At 62.8% G+C, this 14,145-nt stretch carries 13 protein-coding genes; 8 read left to right on the top strand and 5 right to left on the bottom strand.

The window, feature by feature from the left end:
* Positions 1–7 precede the first annotated feature (7 nt).
* The 3 genes from Q8814_RS01880 to Q8814_RS01870 are packed head-to-tail and all read right to left on the bottom strand — an operon-like array spanning position 8 to position 1,997.
* A complete protein-coding gene (locus Q8814_RS01880) occupies positions 8–433 on the bottom strand; it encodes a MaoC/PaaZ C-terminal domain-containing protein (RefSeq protein ID WP_330150294.1) in 426 nt (141 codons plus the stop codon).
* Positions 430–879, bottom strand: a complete 450-nt coding sequence (locus Q8814_RS01875) for an FAS1-like dehydratase domain-containing protein (RefSeq protein WP_330150293.1) — start codon at positions 877–879, stop codon at positions 430–432. The genes Q8814_RS01880 and Q8814_RS01875 overlap by 4 nt, the downstream gene beginning before the upstream one ends.
* 14 nt (positions 880–893) lie before the next feature.
* Positions 894–1,997, bottom strand: a complete 1,104-nt coding sequence (locus Q8814_RS01870) for a phosphotransferase family protein (protein WP_330150292.1) — start codon at positions 1,995–1,997, stop codon at positions 894–896.
* Between the two features lie 91 nt (positions 1,998–2,088).
* Between Q8814_RS01870 and Q8814_RS01865 the strand changes: the two genes are divergently transcribed.
* Positions 2,089–3,183 (top strand): TIGR03857 family LLM class F420-dependent oxidoreductase, encoded by a 1,095-nt coding sequence (locus Q8814_RS01865; protein ID WP_330150291.1) that lies wholly within the window; start codon positions 2,089–2,091, stop codon positions 3,181–3,183.
* 93 nt (positions 3,184–3,276) lie between these two features.
* On the opposite strand, the gene Q8814_RS01860 is transcribed toward Q8814_RS01865, so the two are convergent.
* Both Q8814_RS01860 and Q8814_RS01855 read right to left on the bottom strand, forming a co-directional pair.
* On the bottom strand, positions 3,277–4,824 hold the full coding sequence (locus Q8814_RS01860) for an MFS transporter (protein WP_330150290.1): 1,548 nt from the start codon (positions 4,822–4,824) through the stop codon (positions 3,277–3,279).
* Positions 4,825–4,911: 87 nt separating this feature from the next.
* Positions 4,912–6,114, bottom strand: a complete 1,203-nt coding sequence (locus Q8814_RS01855; RefSeq protein WP_330150289.1) for a CaiB/BaiF CoA transferase family protein — start codon at positions 6,112–6,114, stop codon at positions 4,912–4,914.
* Between the two features lie 720 nt (positions 6,115–6,834).
* Here Q8814_RS01855 and Q8814_RS01850 point away from each other — a divergent pair.
* The 7 genes from Q8814_RS01850 (at position 6,835) to Q8814_RS01820 (ending at position 14,136) form a co-directional block, all read left to right on the top strand.
* Positions 6,835–7,248 carry a Zn-ribbon domain-containing OB-fold protein gene (locus tag Q8814_RS01850; protein WP_330150288.1) on the top strand — a complete coding sequence of 138 codons (414 nt, stop codon included), beginning with the start codon at positions 6,835–6,837 and terminating at the stop codon, positions 7,246–7,248.
* Positions 7,245–8,429, top strand: coding sequence for a thiolase family protein (locus tag Q8814_RS01845; RefSeq protein ID WP_330150287.1), 1,185 nt, complete (start codon positions 7,245–7,247; stop codon positions 8,427–8,429). The genes Q8814_RS01850 and Q8814_RS01845 overlap by 4 nt, the downstream gene beginning before the upstream one ends.
* Before the next feature lie 65 nt (positions 8,430–8,494).
* Entirely contained in the window at positions 8,495–9,412 is a 918-nt protein-coding gene (locus Q8814_RS01840) for an ABC transporter permease (protein ID WP_330150286.1), read from the top strand.
* Positions 9,405–10,475 (top strand): ABC transporter ATP-binding protein, encoded by a 1,071-nt coding sequence (locus Q8814_RS01835; RefSeq protein WP_330150285.1) that lies wholly within the window; start codon positions 9,405–9,407, stop codon positions 10,473–10,475. The genes Q8814_RS01840 and Q8814_RS01835 overlap by 8 nt, the downstream gene beginning before the upstream one ends.
* The gene (locus Q8814_RS01830) at positions 10,472–11,302 is read left to right on the top strand and encodes an ATP-binding cassette domain-containing protein (protein WP_330150284.1); all 831 of its coding nucleotides are present in this window, start codon (positions 10,472–10,474) and stop codon (positions 11,300–11,302) included. Before Q8814_RS01835 ends, Q8814_RS01830 begins: the two co-directional genes overlap by 4 nt.
* Positions 11,303–11,456: 154 nt before the next feature.
* Complete coding sequence (locus tag Q8814_RS01825; RefSeq protein WP_330150283.1) at positions 11,457–12,407, top strand: ABC transporter permease; 951 nt, start codon at positions 11,457–11,459, stop codon at positions 12,405–12,407.
* A gap of 298 nt (positions 12,408–12,705) precedes the next feature.
* Positions 12,706–14,136: an ABC transporter substrate-binding protein gene (locus tag Q8814_RS01820; protein ID WP_330150282.1), complete on the top strand. Its 1,431-nt coding sequence runs from the start codon at positions 12,706–12,708 to the stop codon at positions 14,134–14,136.
* Positions 14,137–14,145: the final 9 nt, after the last annotated feature.

Raw genomic sequence — 14,145 nt, 5'->3', positions numbered from 1 at the left:
CATAATCTTACTGGTCGGTAGGGACCATGAAGTCGGCTGTCCCGCTGATAGCGACACCACCGGTCTGCCGTGTGCAGGTGAGCGCGACGGTGACGAGCCGTCCACCGTCCACCTCTGCAGCGGCGGTGACCTCGCCGGTGCAGGTAAGCACATCGTCCGGCCAGACCTGCTCGCGAAAGCGCACACCGAATCTGCGTACGTTTTCGGCGCCGAGCCAATCGGTCGCGAAGGTGGCCAGCAGAGCCGATTGGTGCATTCCCTGGGAGAACACAGACGGGTTTCCGGCGGCCCGAGCCATGTTGTCGTCGTAGTGCATCGGGTTCAGGTCACCCGACGCTCCTGAATACCGGACGAACATCTGCCTCGTGAGAGGGCCGAACGTGCGTGGCTCGGCGGTGGTGCCCACCTCGAGCTCGGTGGTCGGTGCGCTCATTTCGTTGCCTCCTTGGCTGCGGTCTCGATGAAGGTTCCCCGTGATTCGGCTACCAGTTCACCCGCCGAGTTGTGGAATTCGGTGACGACGACGGCAAAGCGCATCCGGCCACCCTTCTTGCCGGGCTTCTCGAACCGCTCGACCACCCTGTCCCGGGCCAGTAGACGATCGCCTGCCTTGGGGAGCCCGCCGTGGAAGACGAACTCCTGTTCACCATGAAGGAGCCGCTTGCGGTCGAATCCGACGCTGACACGGGCGCCCGCCGGTGCCCACTGGTTCGCGCTGCTCAGGAACGTCGGCGGGATGATGGCGTCGGCCCCCTGGTAGGCGGGGTTGTCCGACTGCATCGCAGCCGCGAACTCACGTATCTTTCCGCGCTCGACAAAGACCTCCCATTCGTCTCCCGTCGTGCCTACCGGCGATTCTTCCGGCGTGGGTATGGCCATGGTGACCTTCTCCTTCATGAAGTGAATTCATCGAGGTAGTGCCGAACAAGTGACACTGCGGATTCCGCGTAGCTGCGTGCGGTCTCCTCGTCAAGGCCGTTCTGGACGAGGAGGAGGGCGAGCCGATTGGTGATCAAACTGAAGACGAACGCAGCGAGAACGGTGTAGTAGCGCAGGTCGGTGTCGATGTGGCCACCGAGTTCCAGATAGCGGCGCACGATGGCGTCGTCGTCGGGTACGCCTTCCATGCGGGTGAATCCGAGCGATTCGCACAGGAACCGCTCGAACATCAGCCACCAGCCGAGATCGATCTCCGCGGGTCCCGTGCTTGCGGTCTCCCAGTCGAACAGGGCGGCAACGCTCAAATCCTGGGCGAAGGCCATATTGCCAACTCGGGCGTCGCCCCATACGACCGTTTCGGCGTCGGTGTCCGGAGAGAACGACGACAGCACCTTCCACGCTTCGGACAGCACGTCCTCGCCGACGATCAGTTCGGGACGCCGTACCTCGTACCAGTCGTGCAGGCGTGCCAGATAGCGTCGCAGCGCAGTGTCTTCCGACTTCTGAACAGGGTCGCGCAGGACGGTGAGTGTCTCTTCGTCATCTACGGCATGGACTGCCACAAGCGCGCGGAGTGCGTTGTCGTACATCCGTCGACGGTCGTCCGCGTCGAGTTCGACGGTCCAGCCCCTCTTGTGCCAGCTGGGTATGTCGGACGGCACCCGGCCGCGGACACGTGTCATCAGATAGAAGGGCGCGCCGAGCACTGCCGGATCCGACTCGGTGAGCACGATGTGGGGAGTTACGACGCCGGGGTGGCTGCCGAGTGCCTGCATGACCTCGGCCTGGCGCAGCGCGTCGGGTTCCGTGAACAGCTGATGGTCGGACGACTGCATGCGCAGAACGAGTTCACGAGATTCCCGTGTACCGTCGTCGGCGGTCCAGCTCGCGTTGAAAAAGACTGTCTGGCCGGAGAATCCGGCATCCGGTGCGTCGAGATCGTCGATGGCAAAGTCGCTGTGTGCATCCGGAACGAGTTTGTCGGGCAACCACTTCCGGAGGGTGTCGCCGAGAGTGACGTCCTGATGTAGCTGTAGCTGTGTTGCATCGCGTGCCATCGGCTACCTCTTCTCATTCGTGTAGTACCAGGGTGCTCTACATGGAAGGAATCGGGTTCCTATTTGTGAACAATACTGTCAGAATACGGGTATGAGCGATCAAAAATCCAGTCCGTCTGCCATCGTGCCGGACCGCCGGTCCACTCTCGCACTGGGCGCGTACGCGCTACCGGGCCGCGTCGCAGATCCGAAGCCGGGCATTGCGCAGGCGGCCGAAGCCGAGCGCCTCGGATTGAACACTCTCTGGCTGAGTGAGAGATGGGGAACGAAAGATTTCGGTGTGCTGGCAGGGGCATTCGGTCAGGTCACTACCCGGATCAAGATTGCAGCCGGCGTGACCCATCTCCAATCACGCCACCCCGCAATGCTGGCGTCGATGGCGATGACCGCTCAGGCTCTCACCGGCGGACGGATCGTTCTCGGTGTCGGACGATCCGTCGATGCCATGTGGGATGCGGTGGGGTTGCCCCGGGCCACCAACAGTTCGATCGTCGACTCCGTCGACATCTTCCGTCGTCTCTGCCGTGGTGAGAAGGTCAAATACGACGGTCCTGCAGGGAAGTTCCCGTCCTTACGCCTCAATGACGTCCCCGATGCTCCGGTACCTCCGTTGGTCTTTGCCGCGCTGGGACCGAAAGGACTTGCATTGGCAGGGAGGCATTTCGATGGTGTGCTGCTTCATCCGTTCCTGACGCCGGAGGCGGTGCGCCGCTCGGCCGTCATCGTTCGTGCTGCGGCGGAAGAGGCGGGTAGGAATCCGGCGCACGTGCGGATCTATGCGACCGTCGTGGTGGCCTCCGGTCTCGAGCCGGAGGAAGAGGCTGCGGTCGTCGGTGGGCGAGCGGTGACCTACTACCAGATACCGGGTTTCGGGGAACAGCTTGCGCGGGTCAACGAATGGGATCCCGACGCTCTCGCCCTGCTGCGCAACCATCCGCAACTCGCCGGCCTCAAAGGGGCAGCCGACTCGGTTCGCACCCGCGACCAGCTTGTCGAGGCCTCATCTGCACTGCCGTCGGAATGGATCACCGGAGCTTCCGCGCTCGGGTCGCCGGCAGCGTGTCGTGAGATGTTCGAACGCTATCGAGAGGCGGGTGCCGACGAGTTGGTCCTGCACGGCAGCACTCCTGATCAACTTGGTGCCGTCGTTGGTGGAACCACCACCGCAGAAGAAATGACACTCTAGTCAGAAATAGGCTCAGAAGCAGGCGTGGTCATCGGGCCGAGCGTGACGGGTGGGCTCGATCCTCACGTCGCACTGGGAGCGGAGTCGTGCGGCTCATTCCGGCAGCAGTGTCTCCGCTCGCTGTTGAACAGCGGTGCTGGTGCGGAGCGGACGATTCGGCAGCAACGCCGTGGCAAAGAATGCAGCGGCGGCCAGCGGGATACACCAGAGGAACAGGTCGCCGATGATGTCGGCATACAGCGTCTGCACCGCCTGGCGAACGTGTTCGGGCAGTTCTGCGACATCGGGCACGGTATCTCGGGTGGCGCCGGCGGCTCCCGACGCTCCGGTGACACGGGCGGCGATTACGGCGCCGAGAACGCTGACGGCGAGGGTTCCGGAGAGTTGACGGAAGAACGCCGGTAGTGCGGTGGCGGCACCGAGTTTGTCCGGGGGAGCACTGTTCTGCGCCAGGATCTGCATATTCGACATCAGTGTGCCGACCGCGATACCGACCCCGACAAGATATCCACCGACCAGCACGAGGGGGGTGGTGCTGGTCAGGGTGGCGAGCCCGACTGTCGCCGACAACAGGAACGCCGAGCCGACGATCACCCACGGCTTCCAGCGCCCGGTACGACTGATCACCTGACCGAGCACGGTCGACGCAACGAAGGTCGATGCCGACATGGCCAGAATCATGCTGCCGGACGCAGACGGACTCATGCCGCGCGAAATCTGGAAGTACTGACTCATGAAGGCCGGCACGGACAGCATCGTCACCCCGAGCGACACATTGGTGATCACTACTCGCGAAATCGTCGGATCGGTGAGCAGTCCGAGTGGTATGAGCGGTTCGAAGACCCGTCGCTCGACCACGATCGTTGCGACCGCGAACCCGAGCGCCGCGGTCACCATCGCGACGGAATGCCACGACCACCACGGAAACATGTGGCCGGCGACGGAAACCCACGTCATCAGCACACCCGCACTTGCGGTGACGAGAACTACTCCGGCCCAATCGATCCGGGCCGATCCGCGGGGAGACGGCAAGTTCAGCGTCCGATGCAGGAGGATCACCGAGGCCACGGCGAACGGTATTCCGAGGTAGAAATTCCACCGCCAGCCCAAGCCGTCTGTGATGAACCCGCCCAGGACCGGCCCACCCATGGTGCCGACGCCGATGACCCCGCCGATGACCCCGGCATACTTGCCGCGTTCTCGTGGGCTGACCAGATCGGCGAGTAACACGCTGCCCACGGAGATGAGTCCGCCTGCGCCGATGCCCTGCACTGCGCGGAAGCCGATCAGAGCCTCGGCAGTAGGAGAAAGTCCGGCGCACAGTGACGCCACGACGAACACTCCGATCGCGGCAAACATCAACCGGGTATGCGAGAACAAATCGCACAACTTGCCCCAGATCGCCAAGCTCACGGTGGTGGTGAGCAGATTCGCCGTGATGACCCACGTATATGCCGTCTGCCCTGCGCCGAGCTCGTTCATCATCACGGGAAGCGACGTGAGGATTGTCGTGGAGGCAAGTGCGGAAAGAACGATGCCGAGCAGCGTCCCGACCATGGCGATCAGCATGCGACGCCGAGTTATCTCCTCGGAGTCGGGTGCGTCGGCGCGGGCGGCAGGGGGCTCCTGACGGATGCTCATGGCTGCCTTTCGAAAGCATGGGAACGTCGTCGAGGGCCCCTGCCCTCGGCGCTGGGGCCCTCGACCACGGTCACCGGCGTCGTGGGATCAGAGAACGGCTCCGCTGATCTTGTATTCCATAATCTCGTCCATCGTCAGACCGAGTTCCTGGAGCACCTCGTCGGTGTGCTCACCGTGGTCCGGCGCTCGCCGGACGTCGCCCGGCCGCTCGTCGAACTGCACCGGTGCAGACACCAGTTTGAAGGGAGTGCCGGCGGAATCCTCGAGATCGGCGATGTACGAGTTGGCTTCGACCTGGGGATCGGTGATCACTTCGCGGGGGCGCTGGACCGGGGCCCACACCCCGTTGATGTCCTTGAGTGCGATCTTCCACTCCTCGAGGGTCTTCCTTGCGAAGCCGGCTGCGATGGCCGCCACACATTCGACGTTGTTCGCGGCACGCTTGGCGTGACTGTCGAAACGCGGATCGGTGATCAGCTCCGGGCTCTCGAGCACCGTCATCAGTTCGGGCCAGAATCGATCGGATTCGAGCATCACGATCGTGATGTGCCGGCCATCCTTGGTGCCGTACGTATTCACCAGAGGATTCGCGGCCTTGTCGGGTGTCGTCTTCGGGTAGCCCTCCAGGTTGAATGCGTGTGCACCGGCAATCGTCGGGCCCATCGCCCACGCGCCGAGTGCCAGCAGGGAACTGTCCACGATGGTTGCCTCGCCGGTTCGCTCGCGGTGGAACAGAGCCGACGAGATCGCGCCTGCGATGGTGAGGCCGCCGAGCACGTCCCCGAAGGCGGGGCCAGGCATATTGACGGGGTATCCGAGTGCCTCGGGGCTGACGTTGTCGGCCGCGCCGCTGCGGGACCAGAACGAGGACATGTCGTAGCCCCCGCGCTCGGATTCGGGTCCCGACTGTCCCGCTGCCGAGCCGCGGACGTAGATGATCTTGTCATTGTGTGCCCGGACGTCCTCGACGTCGATACCGAGTTTCTTGCGCGCGGAAGGCCGGAAGTTCGTGAGGAAGACGTCCGCTGTCTCCACGAGCTTCATGAGCAGCTCACGCCCCTGCTCCGACTTGAGATCCAGTGCGACGCTGCGCTTGCCGCGATTGGGAAGCTCGAACATGTGGTTGATCGCACCCGCGGGAATCAGGCCGGAGGTGACCAGGCCACGCTGCGGATCGCCCGACTCGGGATGCTCGATCTTGAGAACGTCCGCACCCCATTCGGTGAGGATCGCTCCGGCCACCGGCACGTACGTCCAGGCGGCAACTTCGACGACTCTGATTCCACTCATCACACCGACCACGACGTGGGTCCTTTCCAAGTTTCGACTGCCATGGTGCGGGTGCGTGATCGGTTGTGTCCGGCCGGCGTTCCGCCACCATGAAGGAGGGGGCACTGAAATCTGACTCAGTGTACATAAAAGTGTCGCAGACGTGTGTCGGTCATCACAAGACCTTCGTCGAGATATCTGCAACATGGTCCTGTGTAGCCCGTCGCTTCGACGCGCCGACCGGGTCATTCGAGACATGGGGCGCGCGTGAACAGGTTCCAATCCCGTCAAAACCGAACACAACTGTCAGAGTCAGTACCGGATTTCGACTCTGGAGAGCGATACCCGGATCGAGGTTCCGGTGGGACGGATGATGCGCTCGGGTCGGCGAGTGGCTTTACCTAAGGGAACTCTCACACCAACTCCGTTGGCGCATTCGATGAGGGGAGAAGTCCGCATATTCCCAGGCCTCGGCAATTTATCCGCCATATCCGAGACCTTTCTCGAGTGGCCGATCCACCTTGGGGGCGTTACGGTCCGCCGGGGAGTCGGAGGCCAGACGCTCCGATTCGGCAGGTCTGCCGAAGTGCGGTCCGGGTCAGCTTCCAGCATTGACTATTCCGTGACACCACCATCAGATGTTACTGTTCTCACAATCGTGACCCGCATCACCACTCGTGGCGACGCGGGACGAGCTTTTCAGGCGAGCCGATCGCACCGTGACGTTCTTGGAGGAACTCGATGTCCACATCAGCGGGACGGATCCTGCCGGAGGTCACCGCGGAGTCGCGGGACTTCTGGACCGGGGGATTCGACAACGAATTGCGCATCTATCGATGCCGTTCGTGTAGTGGCTGGTTCCATCCGCCGGTCGGGGCCTGCTGGCGGTGCCGGAGCCGGGACGTCGGTCCCGACGTCGTCTCGGGCCGGGCAACGGTTGCGGCATTCACCGTCAATCACCACCCCTGGTTCCCCGCATTTCCGCCGCCGTATGTCATCGCGGCAGTCGAACTCGAAGAGCAGCCGGACGTGCGCCTGACCACGTGCCTCATCGACGTCGATGTCGATGAGGTCGAGGTCGGCATGCAGGTCGAGGTCGTATTCGAAAAGCATGACGATGTAGCTCTTCCCTTCTTCAGGCCGGTGACCGCATGACCTTCGTTGACGACCGTGCTGTGATCACGGGTGTAGGACAGTCTCAAATCGGCCGACGGATCGGCCGTACGGGAATCGATCTCGCGCTCGAAGCTGCTGAGCGTGCGGTTGCTCATGCAGGCCTGTCGTTCGACGACATCGACGGCGTCGCAAGCTATCCCGGACCCGTGCACGCGGAAGGCGGGTTCGTCGGCGCCACCACCCACGACGTTCGCGACGCATTCGGGTTGAAGACCCGCTGGCACGTCAGCGGTGTGGAAACCTCCGGCCAGGCCGGAACTCTCCTGGACGCGGCCGCGGCCGTTGCAACCGGCCGCGCAACCCATGTGCTGTGCTTCCGCTCGGTGTGGGAAGCGACCGCGCAGGCCTCGGGCCGCGCCGCCGCCCTGACCTCCAAATCGACTCGTGCCGGAGGCCACGCGGAGTTCCGCCTGCCGTTCGGCGCAGCTTCGCCGGCGAACTGGATCGGTATGTATGCCCAGCGCTACATGCACGATTACGGCCTGACGCGTGAGCAGGTCGGCAAACTCGTCATCAATGCCCGGCGCAATGCGGGTCTCAATCCCGATGCGATCTACCGGGATGCGATGACAATGGACGACTACCTCGGCGCACGCCTTGTGTCGTGGCCGCTCGGACTGTACGACTGTGACGTGCCCTGTGACGGCGCGACCGCGATCATCGTGTCGCGGAAGGAAGCGGCCACGGGGCTGGCGAACACTCCGCTTCACATCGAGGCTGCGGGATCGGCGCTTTATCAACGGCACACGTGGGACCAGCGCGAAGATCTGACCACGATGGCCGCGCACGATGTCGCCGCCGAGATGTGGTCGACCACGTCGCTCACCCCGAAAGACGTAGATTTTGCGACGCTCTACGACGGATTCAGCTACCTGTGCACTCAATGGATCGAGGCGCTCGGGTTCTGTGAGCACGGCAAGGTCGGGCAGTTCCTGGACCACGACGACTACTACCGCCTGGAGGGTGAACTTCCGATCAACCCGCACGGCGGTCAGCTTTCCGCCGGCCGTCTCCACGGGTACGGGTTCCTCCACGAAGCCTGTGTACAGCTGTGGGGCGAAGCCGGCGACCGACAGATTCCCAAGGACGTGGAGATCGCCGCAGTCGGCATCGGTGGGGGTCCGGAAGCCGGATGCATGCTGATTCGTCGCGGGGAGTGACGGCGCCGAAGCCGAAGTCGAATTCTCGCGCCCTACGGCGCATGGCTCTACACAGGAGACCGGAAATGTCGATATCCGAAACAATCCCCGCAGGCGCGACATCACCGACGCCGGCGGTGGTGAAGGAACCGCGCCGCAAGCGATTCCGCGGCGGTCGTAAGTGGCGTGCGCTTCGTACCAACAGGGCTGCGATGGTGTCGCTGGCCTTTTTGGTTCTGCTGGTCCTGGTAGCGGTCTTCGGCTCGCTGCTGATGACACACGATCCCAATGCGCAGGCTCTGGGAGATCGGTTGCAAGGCCCCAGCGGAGAACACTGGCTCGGCACCGACGGCTACGGGCGGGACGTCTTCAGCCGCCTGGTCGATGCGACTCAGGTCGTGGTGCTGGCCATTGTGCAGGCAATGACTCTCGCTGCGGTGGCAGGCATTCCGTTGGGCTTGCTGGCCGGTCTGGTTGGTGGTCCGGTCGATGCTGTTCTCAGCCGCATTGCGGAGGCGCTGCTCGCACTGCCTCCGCTGATCCTGGCGCTGGCGGTCGTCGGTGTGCTCGGGCCCGGCCTGACCAACGCGATGATCGCAGTCGGACTGCTCCTCGCTCCCCGGCTGTTCCGGATTGCACGATCCGAAGCGCAAGCGGTGAGCGGAGAGTCGTACATCGAGGCGTGCCGCAGCGTGGGATGCTCGAACTTTCGGCTCCTGTGGCGGCACGTTCTGCCGAATGCAAGCTCCGCCTTGATGATTCAGATTACCTTCGGCGCAGGCATCATCATCATCGTCGAAGCGAGCCTGAGCTTCCTGGGGCTGGGCGTCGAGTCACCGCAGGCAAGCTGGGGTTCCATGCTGCAAGACGCATTCCAGAACGTCAGCACGTCACCCAGTTTCATGATCGTACCGACCGTGGCGATTGTACTGACCGTCCTGGCGCTGTCGACCTTCGGTGACGGCATGCGGGACGCCTTCGAAGGACGTGGAGCCAATGGCTGAACACATGAAAGAAACGGGCGACACCGCCCTACTCGATGCTGCGAAAGATGCCGCGGAGCACCTCGGCCTGGGGGAGACGGTCCTCGAAGTACGGGATCTGTGCGTCGACTTCAATACCCCTCACGGCTGGTCCAGGGTCGTCGACAACGTGAATCTCAACCTCAATCGCGGGGAAACCCTGGGCCTTGTCGGCGAATCAGGCTCGGGCAAGACCGTCACCTCGCTCGCCGTGATGGGACTGCTCACCGGTCCGCGGGTGAAGGTCACAGGGTCGGTCAAGCTTGCCGGCCAGGAACTGATCGGGCTGCCCGCCCGAGAGGTGAACAGATTGCGCGGCAAGTCGATCGGGATGATCTTCCAGGAACCTCGCCGGTGCCTCAATCCCGCGTTCACCGTAGGAGACCAGATCGCCGAGGTCGTGCGCAGGCATCGCACCGATACCACTCGGAAGGATGCGTGGGCCCGGGCAGTCGAAATGCTGGACCTCGTCGGAATCTCTGAACCGGACAAGCGCGCACACGATTACCCGCACCAGTTCAGCGGTGGCATGTGCCAGCGCGTGATGCTCGCGATGGCACTGGCGTGTGAGCCCGTCGTTCTGATCGCCGACGAACCGACCACGGCGCTCGACGTCACTGTGCAGGCACAGGTACTCGCTCTCCTCACCGAGCTTCAGGACCGAATGGGACTCGGCGTCCTGTTCATCACACACGACCTGGGCGTGGTCGCCGAGACCTGCGACCGTGTCGCGGTGCTCTACGGCGGCCAGGTGATGGAGATGACCGACGCGGAAGGGTTGTTCTACGATCCGCAGCACCCGTATACCGAGGGGTTGCTGGCGTCCACTCCGGACGCGCAGGTCCGCGCTGAGCGACTGTACGCAATCGCGGGAACCGTCCCTCCTCCGTGGAGTTGGCCGAGCGGGTGCCGCTTCCATCCGCGTTGCACCTACTCTCAGGCCGGCAGGTGCGACCAGGGAGTGGTTGCCCTCGGCGGCCCCGGAGACCATCTGGTGCGGTGTGTCCGCGCCGACGAGTTGCGTCTGGAAGGAATCAAGGAATGAGTCCGATCCTCGAAGTCGAGGGGCTGACGAAGTCCTTCATAAAGAAGCGCAACATCTTCGGCTTGCCCGCGGAGCGGACGCACGCCGTCAAGGACGTGTCGTTCACCTTGGACAAGGGACGCACCCGAGCCATCGTTGGTGAATCCGGCGCGGGCAAGTCCACTGTGGGACGTATGGTCCTGCGACTTGCCGTTCCGGACGAAGGGTCGGTGCGACTGTTCGGCGACAATATCCTAGCCCTGTCCGCCGCACAGGCGCGCAAACTCCGCCGCCGCGCAACGATGATCTTCCAGGACCCGTTCAACTCGCTCGACCCGCGCATGCTGATCGGTGAGTCCGTAGCCGAGCCGCTGGTCCTGCACACCTCGCTCAATCGTGGCGAACGTGAGCAGAAGGTGGCACAGTTACTCAATCGCGTCGGCCTACGCGCAGACCAGATCGAAAAGTATCCGCACGAATTTTCCGGCGGCCAGCTGCAGCGCATCGCGATCGCCCGCGCGCTCGCAACCGAACCTGAGTTGATCGTGTGCGACGAGCCGGTCGCGGCCCTAGATGTTTCCATCCAAGCCCAGGTTCTGAACCTCTTGCAGGACCTTCAGGCGGAGCGGCAGATCAGCTATCTGTTCATCTCCCACGATCTAGCGCTGGTGAAGATGTTCGCTCACGACGTGACGGTCATGCGTCGTGGTGAGATTGTCGAATCCGGCTCTACCGAGCAGATCTTCGATGATCCACAGGAGACCTACACGAAGGAACTGCTCTCTGCGATCCCCGTCATGAACCCCCGACGAGCCTCGCGCAAGACGGCCGTCACGCCGAGTGCGTGATCCCACTGAACCACCTGTGCGGCTCACTGTGTCCTGTGCAATCGAGCAATATGAATCGTAAGCGAATGAGTGGTCAACGGTGCACATCGTTGATCTCGGGTACGTCGGCAAAACCGGCGCTTGACATATCTTTCCAATCCCGAGGAGTCCGGTCGTGTTAAAAATTGTCGTCAGTCGTATCCTTGCCTCGGTCCCGTTGCTTCTGCTCGTGGCATTTCTGTCGTTCGTCCTGCTCGAATTCGCGAATCGCGGTACCGATCCGGCCGCGCGTATCGCAGGTGAGGGCGCAAGTCCGGAGCAGATCGCGATGGTTCGGGAGAACCTCAATCTCGACTCTCCCATGATCATTCGCTATGTGGATTGGGTTCTTGATGCGGTTACCGGCGATCTCGGAACCTCGCTCTACAGTGGACAGTCCGTGACAGAGGCTCTGATGGAGCGGATCTGGCCGACGGCATCCCTTGCCCTGTGGGCGATCGTGCTGACCGTCATCATCGGCATCCCACTGGGGGTGTGGGCGGCTGTACGTCAGGGGTCGCTTGTGGATCGTTTTGTCACGACTCTGGCTTCCCTGCTGATGTCGGTGCCGCCGTTCGTATTGGGGTTGATTCTGGTGATCACATTTGCGATCACCCGAGCGTGGTTGCCTGCGACCGGATACGTGTCCTTGGCCGAAGGCGGGTTTGTCGAGTGGGCGCGTCATCTGATTCTTCCAGGACTTGCGCTCGCAGCGGTCTCTGCCGCTGAAATGGCACGCCAAACACGGGGATCGATCGTCGACACGCTGTCCAAGGATTATGTTCGGACGGCGCGGGCCAAGGGGCTGAGTGAACCGTCGGTGTTGTGGAAGCACACGATGAAGAATTCTGCGATCTCGATCGTAACGGTCCTCGGCCTGCAGATGGGCCGGATCCTTGGTGGCGCTGTCACAGTCGAATTTGTCTTCGCGATCTCGGGTCTGGGAATGCTCGGCTACACCGCTGTGATCCAGCGAGACCTGCCGATGGTGCAGGGCGTGGTGATTGTGAGTGCGATCGTCGTGCTCGTCTGTAACCTACTCGTCGACATGTCCTATGGGTACTTGAATCCCAAGATGCGCACCTAGTTCCGAATCCAAGGTTGGTTAAATTCTTGTTACCGATACCGTTGAGACGTGCGCTCGATCGGGCCGTCCGGTCGGTCAGGGAATCGGCACCCCGTGACCGCGCCTTCTCGAATTCTGACGCACCTGTTTACCGAGAGAGAGACGTGTGGAAATGAGAATCCGAAAGGGATTGTCTGCCAGTGCGAGAGTGCTTGCCGGCGCACTCGCTTTGGCCGTGACCGTGACCGCGTGCGGTGGGAGTGGGGAGACCTCTTCGACAGCATCGGCCGGAGACATCGATCGCAACGCGAGCCTACGGATGGCGTGGACGCTGGCTCCGGGCAACCTGGATCCGCACCAATCCGGAAACTACCAGGTCGATTTCAATTATCTGTCGCCGGTGTACGACCGGTTGACCGTTGTGGTTGCCGGCCCCGAGGTCGCGCCGATGCTGGCCGAGTCGTGGGAGTATTCGGCGGACGGGATGTCTGTCGACTTCACCCTCCGTTCCGATGCCACCTTCCACGACGGCACTCCGGTGAATGCTGCTGCGGTGGTCAAGAGCCTGAATCGGGCGCGTGATCCGCAACAGGCGAAATCGGCCAATACTTTGTCGATGGTGTCCGACGTCCAGGAGGTCGACGAACGCACCGTCCGGGTGGTGGCCAATCGCCCCGCTGTGGACCTGCCCGCCGTGCTCTCGAGTACGACGGCCGCGATCATCAATCCCGTTGCGCTGGACAGCAAGGCCGACCTGTCGGTCGAGATGGCGGGTTCGGGCCCGTATATGCCGGAGCAGATCCGGCGTGGGGACCGCATCGTCTACAAGCGTTACGACGGGTATTGGGATCCGGAAGCGCAGAAGACTGCGACGCTGGAGATCATCGGCATCGGTGACGACAACGCGCGTCTGAATGCGTTCCGGAGTGGTCAGATCGATGTGATGCTTGCCAAGGCGGGCCAGACCGACGATCTGCAGCCGTTGCTCTCGCAGTCGCAGTACGACATGCACACCTATCCGGTCGCCCAGTTCTATGCGGTCCAGATCGATATCGGGCAGCCGGCACTGCAGGATCCCAGGGTTCGCCAAGCGTTGAACTTCGCGATCGATCGTGACGGTATCAACTCGGCCCTGTTGCAGGACCAGTGTCGGCCGGTGTCTCAGCCCATTCCCGAGGGCGTCGATGGTCACAACGAGTCCTTGCAGGATGCATACTCTTACGATCCGGCGAAGGCGCGTCAGCTGCTCGAGGAGGCCGGCGCGGACAACGTCACCCTCCGGTTGATCACGGTGGCGGGTGTGTCGCCGCAGCAGGAGATGGCTACGGCGATCCAGGCACAGCTCGCCGAGGTCGGTGTGAAGGTCGAGATTGTCCCTCTGCCGACTGCCGACGCTCAGGTCCGTATGGGTGAGGGCGGCTACGCGCTGCTCAACCCCCGGTTGGCATACCCGACGCCGGCTCAGACGCTGCAGACGAACTACCTGACGAAACTGCGTTTCCCGACGCCGCCGTCACAAGAGTTCCAGGATGCGGTCAACAGGTCGTTCGATCCGAACATCGGTGACGCGGAGCGGACCGAGCTGTATTCGAAGGCCTCCACGATCGCTTCCGAGGAGGCCTACGACCTGTTCGTGTGTGGCGTTCCGACCCAGGTTGCCTTCTCCAGCAAGGTACTTGGCGCGGATAAAGGCGGCCAGGCCGACTTCGTCGGCATCGTCGATCCCCGCTACATGGGAATCACTTCCTGACCGAGAACT

The organism is Rhodococcus chondri, from assembly GCF_036327435.1.
GTDB classification, from domain to species: domain Bacteria; phylum Actinomycetota; class Actinomycetes; order Mycobacteriales; family Mycobacteriaceae; genus Rhodococcus; species Rhodococcus chondri.
This window is presented reverse-complemented; position numbering and strand designations above follow the sequence as displayed.